Raw genomic sequence first — 26,292 nt, 5'->3', positions numbered from 1 at the left:
AAACTCCATTTCGGGAATTTCCTTTTTTAAATATTCGTAATTGCTTTTTTATAAACCCGAAACCATCAAATCTTCATCCGGCTTTTCAACCTTTGCCAATTTTGAAGCAGTCAAACCTTTTATGGCCTTGTCCCACTTTTTGTTGCTTAGGCCGCTTTGGGCTTTTAGATCTTCCAAAGCAATTGGCGAGTTCGCTTTTAAAATTGTGTAAACCGCTTTTTCATCCTCAGTCATTTCCACCTTTTTCTTTTCGGGGCGCATTTGTGGGAAGAAAAGCACTTCCTGTATGGAGGCATTGTTTGTAAGAAACATAACCAAACGGTCCATCCCGATGCCCATACCGCTGGTTGGTGGCATACCGTATTCCAGTGCTCTAAGGAAATCGTAATCTATAAATGCCGTTGCTTCGTCATCGCCTCTGTCTGCAAGTTTTAGTTGGGCTTCAAAACGTTCGCGTTGGTCTATGGGGTCGTTCAATTCGCTGTAGGCGTTTGCTATTTCTTTACCACAAACCATAAGTTCAAAACGTTCCGTTAGTTCTGGGTTTTCGCGGTGCTCTTTGCAGAGTGGACTCATTTCTTTTGGATAATCTGTAATGAAGGTTGGCTGAATGTAATTGCCTTCGCACTTTTCGCCGAAAATTTCATCAATCAGTTTTCCTTTGCCCATAGTATCATCCACAGGAATTTTCATGTCTAAAGCAGCTTTGCGTATTTCATCCTCGGTTTTTCCGGTAATGTCAAAACCAGTAAAGTTTTGGATTGCTTTGGCCATGGTTACTCTTGGATAGGGCGCTTTAAAATCTATTTCGTGATTTCCGAAGGTAGCTTTTGTAGTGCCGTTTACTTCCATCGCGCAGAATTCCAGCAACTGCTCGCAGAAATCCATCATCCAGTTGTAATCTTTATAGGAAACGTAAATTTCCATAGCGGTAAATTCTGGGTTGTGGGTGCGGTCCATCCCTTCATTCCGGAAGTTTTTGGAGAATTCATAAACACCGTCGAAACCACCGACAATCAATCTTTTTAGGTACAACTCATTGGCAATTCGCATATAAAGTGGAATGTCCAACGAATTGTGATGTGTTGTGAAAGGTCGCGCCGCCGCGCCGCCGGGAATGGGTTGCAAAACGGGAGTTTCCACTTCAAAATAGCCACGCTCGTTAAAGAAGCTTCGCATGGCGTTGAAAAGCTTGGTCCGCTTTACAAAAATTTCCTTTACGTGTGGGTTCACTACCAAATCTGCATAGCGTTGGCGGTAACGTTGTTCAGGGTCTGTAAAGGCGTCGTGTACTTTTCCGTCGGCATCAACACGCGGTTGTGGCAACGGTTTTAAGGCTTTGCTGAGTAGGGTGAAGTTTTTTACCATTACGGTTTTTTCGCCTACTTGAGTGTTGAATAATTCGCCTTCAATACCTATGAAATCGCCAATATCCAACAGTTTTTTATATACTTCGTTGTAAAGGGTTTTGTCTTCGCCTGTACAAATTTCGTCGCGATTAAAATACACTTGTATGCGTCCGTCAGCATCCTGAAGTTCAGCAAAGGAAGCTTTTCCCTGAATTCTTCGGGACATCAACCTTCCGGCAATTACCACCTTTTTTCCCTCCTCAAAATTATCCTTTATCTTTTTTGAAGTGTTGTTTACAGGGTATAAATCTGCGGGATAGGGATTGATTCCACGATCGCGTAGCTGTTGTAGTTTTTCTCTTCGGATGATTTCCAGTTCAGAAAGTTGCATAGATTTTTTCTAAAAAATGACGTGCAAAGATAGGGAAAGGAAGTTCTATATACTAAAACATAAATTCCAAATCTCAAATTCCAAATCCCAAAAAAAAACCAATTTCAAATTTCAAAATGATAGTTATAAGAGAGAATGAAGCACTAGTTGTAAAAAAAACCACAGAGAACACAAAGTAGGCACGAAGCACACAGAGAAAAAGTTTATGCCATTTGTGTAAAACTCTTTAAACTTTGTGGTTAAAAATAAAATCTTGTAACAAAAGGAAAAATGGCTTGACACATAGCTTAAATATTAATCGTAAATTTGTTTTCTATGAATATATGGAGAGTTCTGTTAGCAATTCTTTTCCCGCCACTTGCCGTAATTGGTAAGGGTTGTGGTTCCGTTTTGATCGTTTTTATACTTACCGTTTGCGGTTGGGTTCCGGGTGTGATTGCCGCGTTAATTATTTTGAACAACCCTAAAAAATAATCAAATGATACAAAAATTACTATTCCTTTTTGCCTTGGCTTTTACTGCCACAAGTTGCCAATTTACCGAAACCATGGTTATGAATGAAGATGGTAGCGGAACCATGACTGTGGAAGTAAACATGAACGAAATGATGGCCTTTGGCGGCGCGGCCGTTACTGATTCTATGGAAGTAAAAATGGATACCATTGTTTATATGAAGCAGTTTTTAGAAGAAAAAAAAGATAGTATTTCCAAACTTTCTGCAATAGAACAGGAGAAATTGAAGAAGCTTGAAAATTTTAATATTCACATAATTATGAACTCGGAAACTTCCGAAATGGTTTATGATATTTCAACAAAATTCAAAAACATAAGTGAGGCGAACGATATTTTGAACGGACTGGAGCAGGCAAGCAATTTGATGCCAAATATGGATTCCAATTCCCAAGAGACTAAAAAAGAAGAAGATTCCCCAGAAATTATTGGGGTAAATTATTCATTTAAAAAGGGTACTTTTAAACGCGATGCCTATATAAAAGATAAAAAAATGCACCAACAGCAGGTGGACAGTATGAAACAGGCTGAAGCGTTTATGGGCGGATCCAATTATACTTTGAATTATACCTTTCCGAAGAAAATAAAGAAAACATCAAATCCGGAAGCTACTTTTTCAGAAGACAAAAAAACGGTTAGTATTCAGGCACCTTTTATAGAATATTTCAATAATCCGGATTTACTTGATTTAGAGGTTGAATTGGAAAATTAGGGATGTTGGAAGCTGGATGTTGGAAGCTGGATGTTGGAAGCTGGATGTTGGAAGCTGGATGTTGGAAGCTGGATGTTGGAGGCTTGAAGCTTGAAGCTGGATAATGAGTAACAAATTAGTGAAACACAAATAAATAAATAAATTATGAAAGCATTATATTTTTTAATTCCACTCTTTTTTGTCAATGCCTGCAAAACGCAGACGGGAACAGTAATTTCATCAGAAAACACGAAAATGGAACAAGTAGAAAATAAAGTTACGGGCTGCCCCGAAGAAGGAACTTGCAGCGTGATGGTCCACAAAAACAAGCGTTTGGTTATAAAGGAAGATGGCACTGGCGCTACCTATCCAGAAATGGCAGCTGGAGAAAATATGGTTGTAGTTTACACCTATTCCAAAGAAGGGCCGGAAGGTACTGTGGATGGTGATTATTCTGAAACCATTCATTTTGAAATTCCTACTGCCACAACTACCTTGCGAAAGGTAGACGCTTCTTTGACCGATGTAAATTTGCTATATGGAAAGCACTGCTTCTGTAAAGGCGAAGCCGGCTATTATCCTGTAACCAACGGAAAACTTTTAGTTGAAAAAAGCAGCCAAGGAATTACTTTCGACCTTAAATTTAAAGTGGAAAAAACTTCGCAGGTAGTTACGCATATTTCGGAAATGGTGAAGATGTAAAAAGATCCAAGAACCAAGACCGCTTCGCTACTGGAACTAAGACGGTTTCCTGATATATCGAGAATTCTCTTGTTTCCCTTATGTCCTGTTTCCTTTAACTCTTGTTTTCTAAATCTATAAAACAAAAGAGGCGTTCAATCTGAACGCCTCTTTTTTATAAGCAATTGTTATTGAAACTTAATTCTTAACAACCTTCTTGGTAGTTACTTTATTGCCGTTTTTCACAACAAGGAAGTACATTCCGCTTTGAACATAATTGTAATCCAATTGTTTGCTGAAAGTACTTGATGCTGAAACATCATCAAAAGTAGATTGACTGATGGCTCTTCCTCTTAAATCATAAAGTGCAACTTCAATATTATCATTTGAAGCAGGCTTGAATGTAAGGTTGAAAGTTCCGTTTGATGGGTTTGGATAAACCGCAAAATTATCAAACGTAAAGTCTTCAACACCTACAATTCCATCAACAGTAATAACTGCATTGTTAAGGTCATAGAAAATATTGTTTGATGAAATTACCATTAACCTACCAGTGGTTGTGTTAACGTTTGGTACATTGATTGACGCACTACCAGTGTTTGGCACGTTTAAAGCAATGCTAACGGGATATGTTTGCCCGCCATCGGTTGAAAACCATATATCTACATTTGGGCTATTTACGGGAGCAACATTTGTTCCGGCAACATCCCAAGTAATGTTTTCGGTATTTCCGATAGTCCAAGTAGTAGGAACTGCTTGTGAAGTTACCAAGAATGGTCCAGCAGTTCCCTCAACGTTAACATTCATATTGTCGCTTGCTGTTGATCCGCCGCCGGCAGCATTATCGCGAACAGTATAGCGGAAACGCAAAAGTCTTCCAACTGAAGGAACAACCTCCCAAGTAGTTTGTGTTTGATTGTTTATAACAGTCGCTAATGCTGGCATATATCTCTCTGGATCTGGCAATGGATTTATTGATCTAAATGCTGGCCCTGAGGTTGAAGTGTTTTGTGGTGGCTGTGGAGAATTTTGGTTATCCATTTGTTCCCAACAGTGTGAAAGCACATTGCCGCCATCTGGATCAGTGGCAACTCCTTGTAAGATAAATGGAGTAGATTTTGGAATTGTATAATCAATTCCTGCGTCGGCAGTAGGAGGCAAATTATTAGTTGGTGTATTTACAGAACATTGCCCTTGACCATTACTAATAAAACTCCACATTTCCTGAATACTTATTGCGGTAAAATAGGAATCACTATGTGCTTGAACATTTTGACCTCCACAAATACCGGCATACGCCATGATTGTGGAGCCACTTCCAGGTTCAAAGGCTGTAGCAAGATTCCTATTCCCACCACCACAAGCCCCAGCGGTTCCATTAAATGTATGGTTTGCGCCAAATTGATGGCCCATTTCGTGTGCTACATAGTCAATATCATAAAAGTCTCCAATTGGCGCACCCAAACCTGTTACGCCTCTGGCTTTTTGACCATTTACGCAAGGTACACGAAGACCGGCAACTCCACCACCTCCAGTACTGAATACGTGGCCGATGTCATAATTTGCGGAGCCAATAACGCTATCAATATTAGATTGGTTTTGGCCAAGCATTGTAAATCCATTATTATTGGTGTAAGGATCAGTACCAGCATTCAGATAAATAACATCAGTATTGTTGGCTACAAGAACCATAGTTAACGCAACGTCTATTTCATACACACCGTTTACGCGGGTCATACTGGTGTTCATCGCTGAAAGTACTTCGGCTTTTTTTACAGCATCGGGAGCACTTGGGTCAATTCCTGCCTGAACAGACCAGTGATAAAAAGCATATTCACCAGTACAGGCCAATGCCAATCTATAGGTTCTTAACATACCATCATCAGCATTTCTTTGTTCCATATCCAATTCTGGGCCTATGGCTTCTTCAACCAAGCATTCAAAACCATTAGGGTCTGCGGGTAGGCTATTAACATTGTATGAAATGTAATAATTTTTGTCCTTAGTGTAAGGATCAATGTATATTGTTGAATAGTGAACTGATGAAATCATCACGTTTACACCTGCGTCTGAAACACTAAAGCGTGCAACGGCAGAACCATCCTCAATTCCCTGTGCGGCATATGAACGGATGTTTGGGTATTGTGCCTGTAAAATAGGTTCCATAACGGAAGCCTCATACACACGGAAATGTTGCAACTCGCCATTGTTTGTTGGCAATTCAATAATAACGTTTGAAAGACCACTGAATCTCGCGGGAGCTTGTCCCAATTGATTTTTTAAAGCGGAAGTGTTGAGTGAAAATAAATTAAAATCCTGCGGTATTGTCTTGCGGAAGGTTTTCTGTCTGTTTTGCGTTTCTGTGTTGGAAACTTTGTTCCACAACGCATTCTGAGCTTGTATTCCAAAGCTTAAAAGCAATAAACATACAATCAGAAATGGTTTAAAAGTACTTTTTTTCATTTTTAGTGTAATTTATATGAATATTTAGAACCGTAAATATAACATCCTTTGTGGAATTTAGGGAATTTTTAATAAATTTTGTTCAACAAACATTTAAAAATTCTAAATTAAAAATAATAAAGTTTTTTATTATAAAATTAAGATAAAAAAAGCATAGAGTGTATTTAATCGAGTATTTGATAACTTTTAACGACAAATAAATTATTTTATTTAATTTTGCTTAAATAAACACTAAATCTAATAATTATGAAAAAGAATATTTTTTTACTCACGTTTATTGTTGCTTTAGCCTTTAATGTTAAAGCCCAAAGTTTTGACCATTTATTCAACCCGGCTCAAAGTTCTGGACAAATTAGTTTTTATAATTCTGGAACTAATTTTGGATATAGGATATCTGAAGGTGCTTTACAAGGAAATGCACAGCTTCTAAATTTTCAATTTTTGAATGGTTTAGGGAGTTCTAACATTATGTCCTTTCACGGTAATTCGGTAATAATAGGTAATCCGAGTTATACTTCTGATAAACTTATGGTTGAAGGGAGTTCTAGGTTTTTCGGTAATATGTTAATAGATGGGAGTTTGGGTGTAGGTAACTTAAATGTATCGGGAGATGCTATTTTTAATCAGAAAGTAGGTATTGGAACTAGCAATCCAATAGAAAAATTACATATCAATGGAGCTATTAGGGGAAATGGAGTTGGAGGCTCATTAGAAATAAAAAGTGATTTTGGTTCTTTGACCGTTGGTGCGCAAAACTCAGTTTATGCTCATTTAATTACAGATAGATCCCAGTTTTATTTTAATAAACCACTTTTCATTGCTTCGGGAATAGTGGCTTCGTACACTTCCTCGGATTTGAAATTGCAAACAAATAGTACTTTAAGAATGACAATAAAAAACAGTAATGGTAATGTTGGAATTGGAACCGCAAATCCTGATCAAAAGCTAACCGTAAAAGGGAATATTCATTCTGAAGAAGTTATTGTTGATTTAAGCGTGCCGCCAGATTACGTTTTTGAAAAATATTTTACAGGAGAATCTACTTTAAACCCAAATTATAAAATGCTTGGTTTAGAGGAAATTGAAGCGTTTACCAAAGTGAATCATCATTTGCCAAATGTTCCATCTGCAACTGAAATTCAAAAGGATGGGTTAAAGTTGAGTGAAATGACGGGTATTTTGTTGCAAAAAATTGAAGAACTAACATTATATACAATAGAGCAGGAAAAAAGAATTAAGGCTTTGGAGAGTAAATTAGAATCTAAAAAATAAACCCCTCTTCATTAATCTAAAAATATAATGTTATGAGAACTCTTATATATAAAAACTTATTGGCTTTGACGGCGTTTGCGCTCCTATTTTCGCCAATTTACGGACAGCGTGAAAATGAGACTTGGGTATTTGGTCAAAATAAATGGATAATAAACACAAACGGATTCACAAATTCTCAACTCGGATATTATAACAAATATGTAACTGCCTCCATTAGTGATAAAAACACTGGACAATTATTATTCTATTCCAATGGTATTTCAATTTTTGACAAAAACGGGAATTTAATGCCTAATGGGAATTATCTTCAAGGAGACCCAAGCAATGATCCAAATTTACAAGCATTTTATGATTCTGCAGCTATTTGTGGGGGAAATATGACATATCAAGGCGTTATGATATTACCAAAACCAAATAGTAATAGTCACTATTATGTTTTTTCCAATGTTAATTCAAGGTATACCGACTGTCCATATAATGGAAATAATTATCGGGATTTTGGCCTTAGGTATGCAGAAGTTGATATGTCTTCAGGAGTTGGTGTTGTTATCTCAAAAAATAATATGATTTCAAATAATCCTACTTTAGGCCTAACATCCGCAGTTAGTAATAATGGCACATTCTTTTGGTTAATTACTTCTGCTAATGGGAATTTCTATTCATATAAAGTTGATTCAAATGGGGTCCAGTTAAATAATCCTGTAACAAGTACTGGCCCAGGCATTAATAAATCTGGGCCTATAAAAATATCGCCAAATGGACAGTTTTTAATTAATTATCGAACTAATGGAATTGCTGGAGCCGATTATATTTTATATAATTTTAATAATTCGACGGGACAAATAATAAATCCTATAAATATTTTAGCCACCGCCCCACCATTACATAATTATAGCGACCAATCAATAAATCTTAATAGCTTAGAATTCTCCCCTAATAGCAACATTATATATTTCATTGGTAGCAACGCTACATCAGGCACATCTGGACCATATATATTAGCCAGCGGCTTATGCATGTATAATATTTCTACAGGGCAATTGTACGGAGCCAATTCCTCTGGATATGATTTCCCACTATTAAGCGATTACATGAGTGCTAATTTACAATTAGCAATAAACAATAAAATATATCTTATTTTAAACTATCAATCTGATAATGGTAATTATGTCGATGTGAGTTTTGGTTATCAGAATTACCCAAATCCATATGAATCTGACGACTGGGGTGTCATTAACAATCCTGATGTTTGGAATACCTCAAATAATCCAATTTCTTATATAAACGCACCTTTAGGTGTCAAGAATGGGTATGTATTTCCCACTTTAATTCCTGAACTACCTCAATGTGTAAATAATCTTATTATCACTGAAAACGTTCTTTCCGGAGAGAATGATATTCAATCAGCTTTAAATACCATTACCGCAACGAACATTATTTTCAATGGAGGAAGTGCCGAATATGATGCAGGGGTTACAGTATTTTTAAAACCTGGATTCAATGCAAAATCAGGATCTGATTTCAGAGCTTTTATACAAGGTTGTACTATTCCTCCAATTATAAATGAAGATGGTTTAACCAAAAGCAATGAAGATTCTGATTCACAAAAAGAAAAGATTCTAATTTTGCATCCAAATCCAACCTCTGGTTTATTAAATATGTTGAGTGAAGAAAATATGTATAGCTGGGAGATTTCAAATCCATTTAGTGCTATTCAACGTTCTGGAATCTTTAAAATGACTGATGCAAAAAACGCAGAAGTTGATTTGAGTAATCTTATAACTGGCATTTATTATGTAAAGGTTGTTTTTCAAGATGGCGAAATAATTACAAAAACATTAATCAAAGAATAGATATATTTGTAGTTGGAATCAAAAAACAACTTTTTGAACAAATATATCCAAGTTAATGATTTAGGTCTTAAAGATTATAAAGAAACATGGGATTTCCAGGAATCGCTTTTTCAAAATATTCTACAGCTAAAAAGCACTAATAAAAAAGAAAACGTATCGTGTGAAACTCCCAACTATCTTTTGCTCGTTGAGCATCCGCACGTTTATACACTGGGAAAGAGCGGCCACATTGAGAACTTGCTCATTTCTGAAGAAAAACTAAAAGAAGTAAACGCCTCATTTTACAAAATAAACCGAGGAGGGGATATTACTTATCACGGCCCTGGGCAAATTGTAGGCTATCCCATTCTGGATTTAGAAAATTTCTTTACAGATATCCATAAATATATGCGTTTACTGGAAGAAATGATTATTCTAACCTTGGGTGAATACGGTCTTAAAGCGGAACGCAGCAAAGGGGAGACCGGTGTTTGGTTAGATGTGGGAACACCTTTTGCAAGAAAAATCTGTGCAATGGGTGTGAGAGCAAGTCGCTGGGTAACCATGCACGGTTTTGCATTGAATGTGAATACTGATTTGGGCTATTTTGATTACATGGTTCCCTGTGGTATAAAAGATAAGGCAGTTACCTCCTTAAACGTTGAGCTGGGAAAGGCCGAAGTTTTAATGGAAGAGGTAAAGGAAAAACTGTTGAAGCATTTTTTAATTCTTTTTGAAGCGGAAGTAAAAGAAAAAACCGAAGCCTAAGCACCGGTTTTTGAAATTTAATCTGGTGTAAATTTATTTTGAAAATTTAGTAAGTAAACTACTCGAAGATACTTTGCCTTTCTGATAATCCTCTTGTTTCACCATACCCACGCCTTCGGCAATCCATTGTTTGGAACTGCTTGTTTGGGTGATTCCCATTTTGGTACTCATATCATAGGTTATTACAAAGCAACTAAAAGTACCAGCGGGAGTTGTTACATCTTCCTTTCCAATCACTTTTCTATTTGAAATTGTTAAATCCATATTCATATTTATCCCACTCATACTTATCTTCATATTCATTTCAGCATCTGGAAGCGTTTAACCCACAGACAGGTTGTTGGGTATTTCCAAATCTATTCCGCTTATGTCATATTCCATATTTTTGAATTGTTCCATCATCATTGGGCTAACCATAGAGTTGTAATCTATGGATATTTTGGTGCCATCGCAGGTAACGTCATAATTGGTTTCCGCTATTAGCTCACCTTTTTCATCCTTGACAGAAGACTGCATATTCGCAACTTCGCCTTCAGATTTTTTGGTTGTTTTTAAAATGGTATAATCTACCACAGCGGCTATTTTACCCTTTTTTCCATAGGAGGTTATCTCTGCTTTTGTACCTTCAGTAAAAGGATAAAATTTACTACAACCAGTTTGCGAACTCGCGATGGATACAGTTAAGATGAGGGCTGCGAAAGAAATTAAAAGTTTTGTCATAATGTTTCTAATTTAATTATTTTAAAGTTTAATAAATTCTACTCTACGGTTCTGTTCTTTTCCAGAGCTGCTGTTGTTATCGGCTACAGGACTAGATTCCCCTTTGCCATCGGTTTGGATTCGTCCCATAGAAATACCGTATTTGTTAACAAGCTCCTGCCGAACCGATTTTGCACGCTCTTCTGAAAGTTTTAAGTTGCTATTGGCATCTCCATCGGCATCGGTATGGCCCACGATCATAATGCGCATATCTGTCGCGCTCTGCATAGCTTCGCCTACTTCTTTTAAAATGGCTTCACTCCCACTTTTTATGGTTGCGGAACCTGTATTAAAAAGAATGGCGTTGGTTGAGAGCCTTCCTTCGGTTAGTAATTTGCTTCTTTCGTCTTGACCTGTTTTGGCTATTCTAAAATTATTTATGTGTATTTCGTCTAACCCAGTTATGCCCCGAAGGTCTCTGGTAGCCATTTTAAAATTTGTAATTCCTTCGCCTACAAGCCTTGGAATATCCACAATTTTGTCGTCGTTCATCCAGACTCTCATTCTGGACTTATTTACTGAAATGGAAATTTTTGATTTGCCATTTATCGCTTTTCTGAGATCTTTATTTATCCCATTTCGTATTTCACGAGTTCCATTTACCACCTTTTCTACAGAGCCTTGTGAGGTTATAAATTGACAGGGCGAAAGTTCAACCATACTCCAAGTATTTCCCCTTTTATATTTGCCGTTATCTGATAAATATAATGTTAGCATGGCCTGAGAGCTGGTACTGTTATCTAAACCTGAAGTGAAAAGATCAAATTCTATAGTGTAGTTTTCAGGAAGCTTTTGCGCTACCATTGGAATAAACATCGCACTATTTGAAAGTCGGAACCATTTTTCCCCATTGATGGTTACAATTTCCCCAGAACCATTGGTATCCCATTTTGCTGGAAAATCGCCTGCATTGTCACGGTTGAAATTGTCTTCAAAAATTACAACGTTTCCAGGTTCAAAATCGAAATTTGAACTAACAGAATATGAAGGTTGGTTTTGCCCATTATTTTGGTTGTTGGTATTGGAATCATTCCCACCAATAACATTCCCACCGTCTTTCTGTTTATTTTTACTTTCTCGCCGCTGTTCTTTTTTGGATTTTTTAGGCCCATCTATTAAGGTGTCCAAAGCTCGGTCAGTACTTTTGGTAGCTTCACGGTCCACACGATTTTCCACGGTGCGCTCTACGGCGCGCTCTGCTCTTTTCCCCAGTTTGTCCAAAAATTGGGCGTTACACAAACTGCAAATACAAATGAATAAAATGGTTATAACTGTTTTCATAAGATTATTTTTAGGGTTTATTTTTTAAAGATTACTTCTTTTATCACTTTATTATTGAGCATTATTTTAATGTATAAATTCCTTTTACCAGATTATTTATGTTGAAAAAATCTGTTTTCCCGATACAATTTCCAGGTTGCCAGAATATTGTTTTCTTTTTTTCATAACGGGAAATAAAGGAGAAATAAAAGTAGCAGGAAACTGATAAAGAGCCTGTAAATTTTGTAACTAATGCTATGACATATGTAACAACCCTTTATTTACAATGCCTGAAGGTGGGGTACATTTTCATTTTGAAATATATTCTGAAGGGGAGCTACCAAACTCCTGTTTGAAACACTTGGTGAAATACGAGGGATCGTTAAAACCAACAGTATAACCTACTTCGGAAATGGGTATTTTCTTTTCGCGAAGTATTCTTGCCGCAATTTTTAAACGTTGGGTTCTCAAAAATTCTGAGGTAGACTGGCCAGTGAGTGCTTTCAGTTTGCGGTGCAGTTGCATGCGGCTCACGCCCATTTCGCATCCAAAATTTTCAATACTGAATTCTGAATCGGTAATATTTTCATCCAAAACTTTTTGAAGTCGTTCCAAAAATGATTCATCCGCAGAAGAGACTGAAATATCCTTGGGCATCAAAACTACTTCCTGCGCAAAACGCTGTTGTAACTTTCTTCGGTTTTCTATAAGGTTTTCAACAATTGCTTTCAGTAATTGGCTGTTGAAGGGTTTTGTAATATAGGCATCGGCACCAATGCCCATTGCTTCAAGTTTGGAGGTAACTTGTGTTTTTGCCGTGAGCAGAATAACCGGAATGTGCGAGGTTAGTTGGTTTTCCTTTAAATGCTTTGTGAAAGTGAAACCGTCTTCTTCGGGCATCATAACATCGCTTATTACAATGTCTGGGATTTCCTTTAAGGCTATAACAAAACCTTCTTTTCCATTGCAGGCTTTATGAACAGTGGAGGTGTTTTCAAAGATGGAGCTTACATAGTCTCGAATGTCCATATTATCGTCTATCACTAAAATTACTGGGGCGTCTTCGGGCAAGATGATTTCTTTTTCAATAAATTTTTCGACAAACGGAAGTGTTGCCATACTTTCCTTTTCGGGGCTTTCGTAAAAAATCTGGTTTTCCTCAAAAGCGTTTTTGTTCACAGACAGTATTACTGTAAATTCCGTGATGCCATTTTGTTCACTTTTTACTGAAATTGTCCCTTTGTGGATTTCAGTTAAATCTTTCGTCAGTGCCAGACCAATCCCGGTTCCGGGGTTTTTGGTGTCGGTTTGATAAAATCGGGTGAAGATTTTTTGTTGCTGATCTAAAGCAATATAATTTCCTGAATTGATTACTGAAATTTTATATTTTTCGCGCTGTCTTTTTCCTATCAGTTTTATAATTCCATTTTCAGGGGAATACTTTATGGCGTTGCCCATCAAATTATAAATTATATTTTCCAAAACATCTTGGTCAAACCAATCTTCTATTTCATCTTTTTCCAATTCAATAGTAAACGTTATGTTTTTTTCATCGCAGCTAAAAGAAAAAGCTTCCGCTTGTGCAATAATGAACTTAGGCAAATTAGCTTGCTGTATATTCAACTTTAAGTTTCCACTTTCCAGCCTTGCCAAAGCCAAAAGCTGATCCACCAAATCTTTTAATCTTTGTGTATTCCTTAGCGCAGATTTAAAGTTTTTGCGTTCGGTTTGAGAAAGTTTGTCTGAAACAAGATGGTCTTCAATGGGACCATTTATTAAGGTTAGCGGAGTTCGGAATTCATGCGAAATATTTGCGAAAAACGTAGATTTTGCAGTATCTAGCTCCCGCAATTTTTTTGTGGTTTTTTGTCGATTTCTAAACTGAAAAAATATAAAAACACCAGCAATAGCAATGATTGTTACAATTCCCCAAAGTAAATTGCGCTGATTTTTCTTTTGCTGTTCCACCAACTCATTTTTTGTGGTTAACAATGAAATTTCCCTATCGCGGCTTTCGGTTTGATAAATGCCTTCTATTTCCTTTATTTTTTCAGCACTTTGGGCTTGCTGGATGGAATCTTTTATTTTTGTAGCAATTTGCGAGTTGGTGAATGCTGCTTTGTAATTTCCTTGCAGGGCGTATGCTTCCGCAAGTAATGAATGTGCCTTTTGGTTTATGGTTCCATTTTTTATTTCGAGGTTATGATCGAGTGCACTTTGGAGGAAATTAATTGCTTGAGATGCTTTTCCTCTTTGAATATTCAATTTTCCAAGCTGAATGGCTGATTCTGCCGCCTCAAGATTATAATCGTTCTTTTTTTGAAAATCCAATGAATTTTGAAAATACATCTCGGCCTTTTCAAGATTCCCCTTTTCAAAATTCACAAGTCCCAAATAATTGTTTATTTCAGCAATGGTACGTTCATCTTTTATTTGTTGAAAGAAAACTAGCGTGTTGGTTAAAAGGTTGTCTGCTTTTTCAAGTTGCCCTTTGTGATAATAAACCTGCCCCAAAAAAACATTGGTGGTGTTGAAATAGAAAGTTCCAGCACCCGGAATTTTTTCAAATTCTTTGTTCGCTTTTAAATAATATGCTTCTGCGGAATTGTATTCTTTCAGTTCTAAATAAATATTGCCCAAACTTTGGTATGCCGCAGCAATAACATCTTCCCGAAGCGGTTCCTTTTTTTGGATGGAGTCTACAACTAACAGATGCGAAATGGCTTTTTCCATTTTGTTTTGACGGGAATAGGCTATAGCCAATGCGTTTTGAGTATCAGCCAAAACAATGTTTCCCGTATCTTCAAAATCTTTTGTGTACTCAAGCCCTTTATTGCAGGCTTCAATGGCTTTATCAATTTCACCAATCAAATAATAGGTCCTGCAAAGTCCGTTGTAACCCAATGCCAAACCACGATAATAGTTGGTTTTGGTAGATTTGGCTATCATTTTATTGAAATAAACCAACGCAGAATCTGGTTTTTGTATTCGTCTGAAATATTGCGCATACAGATAATCCGCATCTGCTAAACTGTTGGCAAATTTTCCCTTAGTACTAAAATCCTCAAACTTTTTGATATACACCAAAGCACTATCCGGATATGCATTGATGGTTTGGGTAACTTTTAAACGATACTTTGAAAGTGTCACGGAATCTTTGCCTGCAGGTTTTTTTTCCTGCAAATCATTTTGGCCAAAAGCTGCAGCAATAGCAAATGGCAAAAGGAGTATAGAGAGGAGCACTCTCATAGGGTTTTAAAAAGTTGGTTTGCGATTTAAAGTTAGTTAAAAATATTTTAACCCCTCGACTTTTTTAACCCATAAGCAATTAGATATTAATTGCTTGAATAGAGAATTAAATTGTTTGCGTCTCCTTTGGTTGCAATAATCATATTGTTTTTACCGCTTCCGCTATCAATAGATGCAGCAGCGGTTCCATAAACCGGAAAACCATTCAAAACGTTTCCGTTTTGGTCAAAAACATAGACCTTTTTTTCCTGTGTTTCTGTAATGGTGACAAAATTATTTCTACGCACATTGAAGAGTTGTGGGTTTGTATAAACACCTAGCGGCAGCTCTGCCAATTTTCCGTTTATGCGAAGCAGGTTATCGTCCAGCGTTACTTTAACATTGCCGTTTATGGCGAACCAATAATTGCTGCCCACATCCAGTTTTTGAGAAGAAATTTTGCCGTCCTGCGAAATGCGTTCCTTAGTATTTTCCTTCGTAATTACAACAAAAGTATTGTCTTCCTCAGCAATAGGAATTTCAGAAAAATTGAAGTTTTTTGAAATTGAAACCCGCGGTTTTCCAACACGACTCAAAATGTTTAGTTTTCCGCTTTCTTCTGCAATAACGATATAATCTTTGCTGCCCATCCGAATGTGGATTGGAGATTGAGCGATGTTGCTTTTCGCTTTTTCAAAACCGAAACCTTTTACCGTTTTTCCGTTTTTGTCATACATCAGCACGTCTTTGCCCTGCACGATTATAAAACGGTAATTGCCGTTGTTGTCATAATCGAATACCGAAAGTGGCTGTGTTACTTTATCCTTAAATTTTATGGGAAATCCTTTTGCTTCCTTCCCGTTTCTGTCCAAAATATAGAATGCATCTTTGGTAGCAAACGCAAAGTTTTTGTTTCCCGAAATAGTTGCCGCTTCAACAGTTCCTAAAATAGGTGAACCGAGGTTTTTGGACCAAAGAATTTTTCCGCTTTCCGAAATAAAATAAAGTTTGTTGGCAATATCCTGCACTACCACATTGCTGCCATTATTTTGGTTGCTGAAAATCTGTGGAATGCCCAAAACTGCATTTTCAAGTTTTAAATTGAATTTTTCAGAAACAGTCCCCGAAACACTCTTTGCGGTCGCGCCAGCTTCTTTGCAGCTCAGCGTTACGTGTGCAAAATTTCGGTCGAAACTAAATTGGAGCACGGCCAGCGGAAATTCATCAAAAGAAATGTTTTTAATATTATCGCTGCTTTCAGCATTAAAAAATCCTGAAATTGTTTCGGAAAATTCACCTTTCATTTTAAAGATCAATAACGAAGAAGCCGTACTTAAATCTGTTGCGGTGTTTTCAAAATAGGAAGTGTTTTTCAGAGTGTTGTTGTTTTGAAAATCACTGATTATTTGCTGTGCGGTGATTTCACTTTCCGTAAAAACAAAGAAATTTTCAATTTGAAAAACATAATTTGCCTTTGTTGAATTTATAAAAGGCGAAAACGTTTTTTGGAACAACTCGGGCTCGCTAAAACTGCTGATTTCAATCTCCCGAAATTCACTTTTCGCGGAAACATATCGCGCTAAAGCATCATTCGTTAAAGCTGCATCAATGCTTTTTATGAAAATAGCGGTTTCGTTTTTAAACTGAATTGTCCCAACTTCACTTACTGATCCAAAAATTCCTGTGGTTTGCACAGCATCTTTTTCTCCACGGAAATTCCGAAGATTTTTTTGAAATTTTTCGGCATCGTTAAACGTAAAACTCACAGCCCCCAAAGCATCCGTCGGCACCAAAGCAGATACATCATTCTGTTGCGGTATTTGGTCTTCAAAAACATTCAGTAATTGCGGAATGCTATCGGTTGCCAGCGTGATTCCCGTTGCAGTCAAGGATTCGGGCGTGATTGTAACATCCAGTGCGCTCCAAGAAGTGAAGGCTACCTTTGTGGAATCATTGAGTGCAACTTTATTTCCGCGGATTAAAGCTGTGAATTTATTGGAAGATGGCAGGTTGAAAACTTTTTTGAACGTGTCATCACGTTCGGTTTTTCCTTTTAAAATATCCAGCAAAATTTGCTGGGAAGAAGAAACAACAAACACGCTGTCTATGATTGCTGAATACGCTATTTGTTTGTCGATCGTGATTCGTTGGAACGATTGATCGTCCAATTTCAGGGTTTCGATGGTTTTGTTTTTAAGCGAATCTGGCTGAAAAAGATTCTTCGTTTGTTTCGAAATAAAAGTATATGCCGAAACAGAATCATTCACTTTATTTATGCAGAAAAGGCTCTGTGTGGTGGGATGCAGGTTTTTTAACAACACCGCATTTTCCGAAAAAAACAAATAAGGAGCTGTTTTTCCAAACTTTGAAAGCAGTGAATTGTTTTCAATATCTGCCTGCAAATTTTCAAAATTTGAAATCTTGAAAACTACAGAAGTGTTCTCGGGAACAAAATCCATTAAAGTACCTGTTTTTGGCGGTGTTTTGTCACAACTTCCAAAAATTCCCAAAAGCATTGGGACGTAAAATAAAAGTGCAAATAGTTTCCCTTGAAATTTTCCCATAACACAAAAATAACAAGGAAAAGTGATGGTTTAGTGTATAATTGAAATAGTTTATTGACGGGTTTTCAACAAGTAGTATTTTGGATTGTTAGATTGTTGGATTTTTTGATCTTTTGGATATTTCGATAAAAAAGCCGAATTAAAAATATGGAAATAGTCAAAAACGGTTCATATTTTTTCTAATCATCTAATCATCTAATCATCTAATCATATAATTAGAGAAGCTTAAAACTTTTCCTATGAAAACTAGTCGCTCCGTGATTGCGGATGGCTTCCCGATGTTCTTTTGTGGGGTAGCCTTTGTTCTGTTTCCAATTGTAATTCGGAAAATCATAGTGAAGCGCCGTCATATATTCGTCGCGATAGGTTTTTGCCAAAATGGATGCTGCGGCAATATGCAGAAATTTTCCATCGCCTTTAACTACACATTCAAAAGGGATTTTTCCAAAAGGCTTAAAACGGTTACCGTCAATGGCAATGAATTCTGGAGCACAGGAAAGGCCTTCTATTGCGCGGTGCATTCCCAAAATTGAAGCGTTCAGAATGTTTATCTTGTCAATTTCGTCCATCATTACGTGAACAACTTTAAAGCATATCGCTTCCCGCTCAATAATAGCTTTAAGTTCCAATCGTTTTTTTTCAGAGAGTTGTTTGCTATCATTCAAAAATGGATGCTTAAAATTATAGGGAAGAATTACCGCAGCAGCGGTAACTGGACCGGCCAGACAGCCACGACCGGCTTCATCTGTGCCACATTCAAGGAGATGGGGATTTATTTTTAGTTTCAACATAATAAAGATGCAAATTACAAAACTGAAGAACTATTATTGAATTAAGCACCAAATGTTTAAATCCCAAATTCCAAAAAAGCAAATTCCAAATAAATGACAAAAAACAAAAAGTAAAAAACCAAATATTGTCTAACCCCTTTTTTTGTTTGAATTTTAAGATTTAAATTTTTGTTTTCTTATTTGGAATTTGGTGCTTGTTATTTGGAATTTAGTGTTTAAGATTTGGAATTTCTCTCCATTCCTATTAACCCAAAAAAAATTACCTTTGCCCGAAAGTTTCCCGAGGATGAAAAAAACACTTTTGCTACTTATTGTTATGTTTGCCTCGGCAACTGTGTTTTCGCAAACTCCAAATGTAAAGAAAGACAAACCACCTGTTGATTACTACAAAATTATTTCGGCTGATCGCGACACTACTTTTGTAGATACCACGCTTTCCATTGCGAAAAAGTATAAGTTTAACTATCTAAGAAAGGATAATTTTGAACTGCTTCAGTTTTCAAATGTGGGGCAGACTTATAATTCGTTGGGGTATTCTTTTGACAGATTGAATTTAAAACCACTTTTTGTAGCGCAGTCCCATCACTTCAACTATAAAGAAATTGAAGATGTAAATTATTACAACGTACCCACGCCATTCACGGAACTTTATTTTAAAACGGCTTATGCGCAAGGGCAGCAACTGGATGCATTTTTTACGGTTAATACTTCGCCACAGTTTAATTTTTCAATAGGCTATAAGGGTGTTCGTTCCCTGGGGAAATACCAACATATTTTAACTAGTACGGGCAATTTTCTTTTTACCGCCAATTATCATACAAAAAGCAAGCGCTATTTTGCCCGAGTGCACTTAGCCGCCCAAGATATTCTAAATGAAGAAAATGGTGGGCTGACGCCTAATTCACTTCAACTTTTTATAAATAATGATCCTGAATTTCGCGATCGTGGAAGGTTGGACGTGAATTTTGAAAATGCTGAAAATAAATTGGAGGGTCTCCGTTACTACGGCGATCATTATTATGAATTGATCAGCCAGCGCGATAGCACGGGATATTCTGTTTTGACCATCGGGAATGTGCTGAGCTATGAGGATAAGTTTTTTCAGTACAACCAAGGAACGCCCTTTGCAGCTTTCGGACCATCATATGAAACTGCAAATTTGTTCACAAAAACGAAACTTGAAGATTTTAACGTAAAAGCGTATGCAGATTTTGATAATTCGCTTATTGGGAAAATTTCGGCTTGGGCGGGTTACAATGATTTTAATTATGGGTATAATTCTGTTTTAATTTTAGACAATCAGCGCATCCCCAACCGAATTAAAGGAAATATAATTGAAGCTGGCGCAGCCTATGAAAAGGAATACCGCGGCTTTAAACTCAGTGGAAAAGGTGCGATAAACATTGCTGGCGATTTTGATGGAAACTACATACAAGGCGCAGCTTCTTATGATGTAAACCAAGAATATAATGCGAAGGCATCCATAACACTTCACTCGGTAGCTCCCAATTTCAACTTTTTATTGTACCAAAGCGACTACCAAAACTACAATTGGAAAAATGAGTTGAATAACATAAAATCGCAAGAACTCAAATTTGAAATTAATGCAAAAAAATTCGGAAGTGCTTCGGTAAGTTATTCTGGAATTGATGATTACACTTACTTCGGCATCAAAGAAAACGACAGCACTCCGTCACCATTGCAGGCTTCGGAAAGGGTTGATTATTTAAAAATTAAAGCTGAAAAGGAATTTAAGTACGGTAATTTTGGATTAGAAAATACCTTGATGTACCAACAGGTTCTAAGTGGTGAAAATATTCTCAACGTGCCGCAGCTCATTACCCGAAATACCCTTTATTTCGAAAACCATTTGTTTAAACGCGCATTGTTTTTGCAAACGGGTGTTACTTTTAAATACTTCACAAAATATAATATGAATGCCTACGATCCGGTACTCGCTGAATTTTATGTTCAGAACGATCAGGAGCTGGGCGGGTTTCCTTTAGTAGATATTTTCTTTAATGCAAAAATACGGCAGACGCGTATTTTCTTTATATATGAAAACTTCACATCGCTCTTCAGCGGAAAGAATGAATATTTTGCTGCCCCTGGATATCCGTATCGGGATGCTGTATTGCGGTTTGGGCTTGTTTGGGATTTCTTCTTATAGCCGGGGCTTCGATACAATTTTTTATTTTTTGCTATTCGCAAAAAGTAAAAAATCACTCAGCCACCTTCTGATTGGTCTTTCTTCTGAAATTTGGAAGTACGAAAATTTCGAGGATTGAATTTCACAATAACTTTTCGAAATAGTAAAAAATCATTCAGCCATCCTTAAATTGTTTCAACTAAAAAAATCTTACTAAAAAAACCCTCGTAATATCGAGGGTTTGGTTTCATTATTAGGAATGTAATTTTGACTAATCTTTTAAAAGTCCCCTCGAAATTACAATCTTCTGTATTTCTGAAGTTCCTTCGTAAATCTGTGTTATTTTAGCATCGCGCATAAAGCGTTCTACGTGATATTCTTTTACGTAACCGTTACCGCCGTGAACCTGCACTGCTTCCACAGAAACGTCCATTGCTACTTGGCTGGCGTATAGTTTTGCCATGGCGCCGCTCATATCGTAGTTGTTGCCATTGTCTTTGTCCCAAGCTGCTTTCATTACTAAAAGGCGCGCCGCTTCTATACTTGTGTGCATATCTGCAAGTTTAAAGGCGATGGCTTGATGGTTGCAGATTTCTGTACCGAAAGCCTTTCGCACTTTTGAATATTCACGAGCCAAATCATAAGCTCCGGCTGCAATTCCCAATGCTTGGGCTGCAATACCTATACGGCCTCCAGCTAAAGTTTTCATTGCGAATTTAAAACCAAAGCCGTCTATACCAATTCGGTTTTCCTTCGGAACTTTTACGTCATTAAATATTAGGGAATGCGTATCACTTCCGCGGATACCAAGTTTGTCTTCTTTTGGGCCAATCTCGAAACCTTCCCAAGTTTTTTCAACAATAAAAGCGTTGATGCCCTTGTGTTTTTTTTCTCTATCGGTTTGTGCTATTACCAAATAATAATCTGCAGTTCCACCGTTGGTAATCCAGTTTTTGGTGCCGTTTAAAATGTAATGGTCGCCTTTATCAATCGCGGTGGTTGTTTGCGAAGTTGCATCGCTACCAGCTTCTGGTTCGCTCAAGCAAAAGGCGCCAAGCTTTTCGCCCGTGGCCAATTTTGTAAGGTATTTCTGTTTTTGATCTTCGTTGCCGTAAGCTTGTATGCCGTAACAAACTAAGGAATTATTTACCGAAACAATTACAGAGCACGAAGCATCAATCTTGCTGAGTTCTTCCATCACCAGAACATAACTCAGCGTATCCATTCCGCCACCGCCGTATTTAGGATCAACCATCATTCCCATAAAACCGAGCTCGCCCATTTTTTTAACCTGTTCGGTAGGAAATTTTTGATGATTATCACGTTCTATAACGCCCGGGAGCAATTCGGTACGTGCAAAATCGCGAGCTGCGTCGCGAATCATTATTTGTTCTTCGGATAGACTGAAATCCATAGGCTTTTTATAAGTAAGAATTGTGTATTAATAAGAATGGCAAAGGTACTTATAAAAAGCAAATTCCAAAAATTTAGAAATCCCAAATTCCAAGCACCAAATTCCAAATAAATCCCAAAAAATAAAAGCAAAAAACCAAACATTGTTGAACCACTTTTTCGTTTGAATTTTGAGATTTGAAATTTTGAGATTTATTTGGAATTTGGGATTTGTTTTTTGTGATTTTTCGAATCTTCATTACTATCTTTAAACTTCAAACATTTTTGGAAATCTTGGAAAAAAACAATTACCATATTATCGGTGTTATGAGCGGCACTTCGCTGGATGGGATTGATTTGGCTGAAATAAGATTGGAAGTGTCTTCGGCGGAGTTAATCACGAGCGAAGTCGATGGACTCAGACCCCGTTCCCTGAGCGGAGCCGGAGGAAACAATTGGAGTTTTGAAATCCTCGCTGCCGAAACTGTTCCATATTCCTCCTTTTGGAAAAACGAACTGCGCGAAGCCATAAATTATTCCGAAGAAAAGTTGGAACGGCTCGATTTTAAATACACTGAAAAGCTTTCTGAAGAAATTTTAAAATTTATAAAAAAGTACAACATTCTTGAAGTTGATGCCATTTGCAGCCACGGCCACACAATCTTGCATCAACCGGATAAAGGATTTACCTATCAAATTGGCAATTTGCCGCGCATTTCAAAAATGCTGGGGCGTACCGTTGTTTGCAATTTTAGGGTACAAGATGTAGAGCTTGGCGGACAAGGCGCGCCATTGGTGCCAATTGGCGATAGGTTGCTTTTTTCGGAATATGATTATTGTTTGAATTTGGGTGGTTTCGCGAATTGTTCTTTTGAAAAAAACGGTGAACGGATTGCTTTTGATATTTGTCCCGCAAATATTGTTTTAAATAAATATGCCGAAAAGCTTGGGCAGGATTTTGACGAAGACGGAAAATTGGCCGCTTCGGGAAATGTAAATGAAGATTTACTTTCCAAACTGAACTCGCTTTCTTTTTATACTGAAAAACCGCCGAAATCCTTGGGTTTAGAATGGGTAAACTCAACTATCTTTCCTCTTTTGGAAGCTGCGGAAATTTCTTCTGAAGATATATTGCGAACATTTGCGGAGCACATTGCGGTGCAGCTTGCCAATCAGTTTTCTGATAATTCTTCAGTGTTGATAACGGGCGGCGGCGCATATAATTCGTTTTTGATTGAAAGATTGAAAAAGCTTACTTCGGTTGAGGTAATTATTCCTTTCCCAGAAATTGTAGAATACAAAGAAGCGTTGATCTTTGGGCTGTTGGGTGTTTTAAAACTACGCGATGCCATTAATTGTTTGGCGAGTGTTACTGGAGCTTCAAAGAACCATACTTCCGGGAAAATATTCTTCCCATAAATTTTACAGAAAATAAATATAATCACCTCACAAGTTTTTTATATTTGCCACAGCTTTTTTAAGCTTTAGCTAAAAAAAGTCATCACACTTCCAAACAATTGTGAACGAAGTTTTAACTTTCCATATTTAATGAAGGAATTACTTAAGAAGTACGAAGAAAAAGATCCCGAAATAGTTTTTCACTGGAATGACCCAGAAACCGAGGCCGAAGGCTGGACGGTTATCAATTCATTGCGTGGAGGTGCTGCCGGTGGCGGAACCCGTATGAGAAAAGGATTGGATTCCAACGAAGTGCTTTCACTTGCAAAAACCATGGAAGTGAAATTTACCGTTGCTGGACCTTCCATTGGCGGCGCCAAGAGTGGTATCAACTTTGATCCTTCAGACCCACGAAAGAAAGGTGTCTTGGAACGCTGGTTTAAAGCTGTTTCGCCATTGCTGAAAGCTTATTACGGAACTGGTGGCGATTTAAATGTTGACGAAATTCATGAAGTAATTCCAATGACCGAGCAGAGTGGGGTTTGGCATCCGCAGGAAGGGGTTTTTAACGGCCATTTTTCACCGACGGAAGCAGATAAGATTAACAGAATTGGTCAGTTACGTCAAGGAGTAATAAAAGTTTTGGAAAACGTAAATTTCTCACCAGATGTTTCCAGAAAATATACAGTAGCAGATATGATTACTGGCTATGGCGTTGCTGAGGCTGTAAACCACTATTACGATATTTATGGCGGAAGCATAAAAGGAAAGCGCGCCATAGTGCAAGGATTTGGAAATGTAGGTGCAGCCGCGGCCTACTATCTTTCACAAATGGGAGCCAAAGTGGTAGGGATTATAGACCGCGAAGGTGGAATAATCAATAAAGATGGATTTTCTTTTGAAGAGATTAAGCAATTGTTTCTTAAGAAAAACGGCAATACTTTGGTTGCAGAAAATATGATTTCTTTTGAAGAAATAAATGAAAAAATCTGGAAACTCGAAACAGAAATTTTCGCACCCTGTGCCGCCTCACGTCTGATTACAAAAGAACAGATTTCACAAATGATTGAAACTGGGTTGGAAGTAATAAGCTGTGGAGCCAATGTGCCTTTTGCCGACAAAGAAATTTTCTTTGGACCCATTATGGAATTTACCGATGAGCGCGTAAGTTTAATTCCAGACTTTATAAGCAATTGTGGAATGGCGCGTGTTTTCGCATACTTTATGGAGCGTAAAGTACAAATGACGGACGAGGCTATTTTTAATGATACCTCTATCACTATCAGAAATGCGATACAAAATACCTTTGATAACAACAGTACCAAAACAAACATCAGCAAAACTGCTTTTGAAATAGCATTGAAACAATTGTTATAATTTTCAATAACCAGCTCTTATTATGGAATCAATAATCATTTTAATTTTTGTAATTGGATACCTTTCAATTACCCTTGAACATCCATTAAAACTGGATAAAACCGTGCCAGCACTTATAATGGCATCCTTAATTTGGGCTGTTTTGGCCATCGGTTTTGTTAATGGATGGTTCGATGTAATAAATACCGAAGAGCAGGCATTCAATTTTCTAAGCGGAGGTGAAACTGCCATGGAGGGATTTGAGGGCACGCTGCTTCACCATTTAGGGAAAACAGCAGAGATACTTATTTTCCTGATTGGAGCAATGACGATTGTAGAGATTATTGATCTTCACCGCGGTTTTGAAGTATTGAAAAGCGCCGTTAAGACGAGAAGCAAACGGAAGCTTCTATGGATTATCGGGATACTTGCATTTTTCCTTTCTGCAATTATAGATAACCTTACTGCTACCATAGTGCTGATTACACTTTTGCGAAAGTTGATTCACAGAAGAGAAGACAGGCTTTGGTACGCCGCCATGGTGGTGATAGCAGCAAATGCCGGTGGGGCTTGGTCTCCAATTGGCGATGTTACCACTACGATGCTCTGGATTGCGAAGCGAGTGAGCGCTGGGGGACTAATTGAATTTGTGGTATTGCCTTCCATAGTGTGTTTTGTCTTGCCGTTTTTGATTGCCAGCTACTTACCAGCATTCCGTGGAAATGTAGAAGTGGATTCCCGCGAAGACAAAGATGAAGAAGTACTTTTAAGCAGTAAAACAATGCTTTTTCTAGGTCTTGGAATGATTGTTTCTGTACCAATTTTTAAAACATTGACGCATTTGCCTCCGTATATGGGAATGATGCTCGCATTGGGTGTGGTTTGGCTAGTTTCAGAATATATTCACCCAGAAGAAGATTTCAGTAAAGAAAGAAGACATTTATATTCAGCACACAAAGCTTTATCGCGAATTGAAATTTCCAGTATTCTTTTCTTCCTCGGAATTTTAATGGCAGTAGCAGGACTTGAAAGTCTCGTGTACGGTGTTGTTAATGGTGAGGAAGTAGGAACGCTTCGCTACTTAGCCGAAGTTTTGCAAGCGGCGATTCCAAATCAAGATATAGTTGTTATTCTACTCGGAATTGTTTCAGCAATTATAGACAATGTACCGTTGGTTGCTGCCTCTATGGGTATGTACGACCTACCTATGGACTCTGTATTATGGCATTTTATAGCGTATTCCGCCGGAACGGGAGGAAGTATGCTTATTATAGGCTCTGCTGCTGGCGTGGCCGCAATGGGAATGGAGCGCATAGATTTTATCTGGTACCTGAAAAAGATTACTTGGCTTGCCTTTGTGGGCTTTATTGCAGGAGCCGGCGTCTTTCTTTTATTTGAAAGAGTCTTATTTCACCACACCTAACAATTTCTGAAATCT

Annotated in this window: 17 protein-coding genes and 1 pseudogene; 10 read left to right on the top strand and 8 right to left on the bottom strand. The window is 37.5% G+C overall.

The genetic code is table 11. The features are described 5' to 3' along the window. Nucleotides 1–48: 48 nt before the first annotated feature. Nucleotides 49–1,740 (bottom strand): lysine--tRNA ligase, encoded by a 1,692-nt coding sequence (gene lysS, locus ESV24_RS05980; RefSeq protein ID WP_111814451.1) that lies wholly within the window; start codon nt 1,738–1,740, stop codon nt 49–51. 315 nt (nt 1,741–2,055) lie between these two features. On the opposite strand from lysS, the gene ESV24_RS05975 reads away from it, so the two are divergent. The 3 genes from ESV24_RS05975 (at nt 2,056) to ESV24_RS05965 (ending at nt 3,643) form a co-directional block, all read left to right on the top strand. Beyond that, nucleotides 2,056–2,214, top strand: coding sequence for a YqaE/Pmp3 family membrane protein (locus ESV24_RS05975; RefSeq protein WP_111814453.1), 159 nt, complete (start codon nt 2,056–2,058; stop codon nt 2,212–2,214). A gap of 4 nt (nt 2,215–2,218) precedes the next feature. Continuing rightward, nucleotides 2,219–2,962 (top strand): hypothetical protein, encoded by a 744-nt coding sequence (locus tag ESV24_RS05970; protein ID WP_111814455.1) that lies wholly within the window; start codon nt 2,219–2,221, stop codon nt 2,960–2,962. A gap of 144 nt (nt 2,963–3,106) precedes the next feature. Next, entirely contained in the window at nt 3,107–3,643 is a 537-nt protein-coding gene (locus tag ESV24_RS05965) for a hypothetical protein (RefSeq protein ID WP_111814457.1), read from the top strand. 177 nt (nt 3,644–3,820) lie between these two features. Here ESV24_RS05965 and ESV24_RS05960 read toward each other — a convergent pair whose 3' ends face one another. Beyond that, a complete protein-coding gene (locus ESV24_RS05960) occupies nt 3,821–6,085 on the bottom strand; it encodes a zinc-dependent metalloprotease (RefSeq protein ID WP_111814459.1) in 2,265 nt (754 codons plus the stop codon). A 246-nt stretch (nt 6,086–6,331) separates the two neighbouring features. Between ESV24_RS05960 and ESV24_RS05955 the strand changes: the two genes are divergently transcribed. Genes ESV24_RS05955 through lipB form a run of 3 tightly spaced genes read left to right on the top strand, consistent with a single transcriptional unit; the run spans nt 6,332 to nt 9,957 of the window. Then, the gene (locus tag ESV24_RS05955; RefSeq protein WP_111814461.1) at nt 6,332–7,357 is read left to right on the top strand and encodes a hypothetical protein; all 1,026 of its coding nucleotides are present in this window, start codon (nt 6,332–6,334) and stop codon (nt 7,355–7,357) included. 32 nt (nt 7,358–7,389) lie between these two features. Further along, nucleotides 7,390–9,210, top strand: a complete 1,821-nt coding sequence (locus tag ESV24_RS05950; protein ID WP_111814463.1) for a 3-coathanger stack domain-containing protein — start codon at nt 7,390–7,392, stop codon at nt 9,208–9,210. Between the two features lie 33 nt (nt 9,211–9,243). Continuing rightward, nucleotides 9,244–9,957, top strand: coding sequence for a lipoyl(octanoyl) transferase LipB (gene lipB / locus ESV24_RS05945; RefSeq protein WP_111814941.1), 714 nt, complete (start codon nt 9,244–9,246; stop codon nt 9,955–9,957). Between the two features lie 33 nt (nt 9,958–9,990). Here lipB and ESV24_RS15625 read toward each other — a convergent pair. The 5 genes and pseudogenes from ESV24_RS15625 to ESV24_RS05915 all read right to left on the bottom strand — a co-directional run bounded on the left by ESV24_RS15625 (nt 9,991) and on the right by ESV24_RS05915 (nt 18,559). Further along, nucleotides 9,991–10,677, bottom strand: a pseudogene (locus ESV24_RS15625) (TapB family protein). Nucleotides 10,678–10,698: 21 nt separating this feature from the next. Beyond that, nucleotides 10,699–11,997 carry an OmpA family protein gene (locus tag ESV24_RS05930; RefSeq protein WP_111814469.1) on the bottom strand — a complete coding sequence of 433 codons (1,299 nt, stop codon included), beginning with the start codon at nt 11,995–11,997 and terminating at the stop codon, nt 10,699–10,701. A 288-nt stretch (nt 11,998–12,285) separates the two neighbouring features. Continuing rightward, nucleotides 12,286–15,225, bottom strand: a complete 2,940-nt coding sequence (locus ESV24_RS05925) for a tetratricopeptide repeat protein (protein WP_111814471.1) — start codon at nt 15,223–15,225, stop codon at nt 12,286–12,288. Between the two features lie 86 nt (nt 15,226–15,311). Beyond that, the gene (locus ESV24_RS05920) at nt 15,312–17,768 is read right to left on the bottom strand and encodes a hypothetical protein (RefSeq protein WP_111814473.1); all 2,457 of its coding nucleotides are present in this window, start codon (nt 17,766–17,768) and stop codon (nt 15,312–15,314) included. 215 nt (nt 17,769–17,983) lie between these two features. Beyond that, on the bottom strand, nt 17,984–18,559 hold the full coding sequence (locus ESV24_RS05915) for a ribonuclease HII (protein WP_111814475.1): 576 nt from the start codon (nt 18,557–18,559) through the stop codon (nt 17,984–17,986). Nucleotides 18,560–18,845: 286 nt separating this feature from the next. Between ESV24_RS05915 and ESV24_RS05910 the strand changes: the two genes are divergently transcribed. Further along, nucleotides 18,846–20,729: a putative porin gene (locus ESV24_RS05910; protein WP_111814477.1), complete on the top strand. Its 1,884-nt coding sequence runs from the start codon at nt 18,846–18,848 to the stop codon at nt 20,727–20,729. 250 nt (nt 20,730–20,979) lie between these two features. Here ESV24_RS05910 and ESV24_RS05905 read toward each other — a convergent pair whose 3' ends face one another. Further along, nucleotides 20,980–22,122, bottom strand: coding sequence for an acyl-CoA dehydrogenase (locus ESV24_RS05905; RefSeq protein ID WP_111814479.1), 1,143 nt, complete (start codon nt 22,120–22,122; stop codon nt 20,980–20,982). 272 nt (nt 22,123–22,394) lie between these two features. On the opposite strand from ESV24_RS05905, the gene ESV24_RS05900 reads away from it, so the two are divergent. The 3 genes from ESV24_RS05900 (at nt 22,395) to nhaD (ending at nt 26,277) form a co-directional block, all read left to right on the top strand. Continuing rightward, entirely contained in the window at nt 22,395–23,519 is a 1,125-nt protein-coding gene (locus ESV24_RS05900; protein ID WP_111814943.1) for an anhydro-N-acetylmuramic acid kinase, read from the top strand. A gap of 129 nt (nt 23,520–23,648) precedes the next feature. Beyond that, the gene (locus tag ESV24_RS05895; RefSeq protein ID WP_111814481.1) at nt 23,649–24,875 is read left to right on the top strand and encodes a Glu/Leu/Phe/Val dehydrogenase dimerization domain-containing protein; all 1,227 of its coding nucleotides are present in this window, start codon (nt 23,649–23,651) and stop codon (nt 24,873–24,875) included. A gap of 22 nt (nt 24,876–24,897) precedes the next feature. Continuing rightward, nucleotides 24,898–26,277, top strand: coding sequence for a sodium:proton antiporter NhaD (gene nhaD / locus ESV24_RS05890; protein WP_111814483.1), 1,380 nt, complete (start codon nt 24,898–24,900; stop codon nt 26,275–26,277). The last annotated feature ends 15 nt before the right edge of the window (nt 26,278–26,292 follow it).

It is taken from the genome of Aequorivita lipolytica (genome assembly GCF_007997135.1).
Classification (GTDB): Bacteria; Bacteroidota; Bacteroidia; order Flavobacteriales; family Flavobacteriaceae; genus Aequorivita; species Aequorivita lipolytica.
This window is presented reverse-complemented; position numbering and strand designations above follow the sequence as displayed.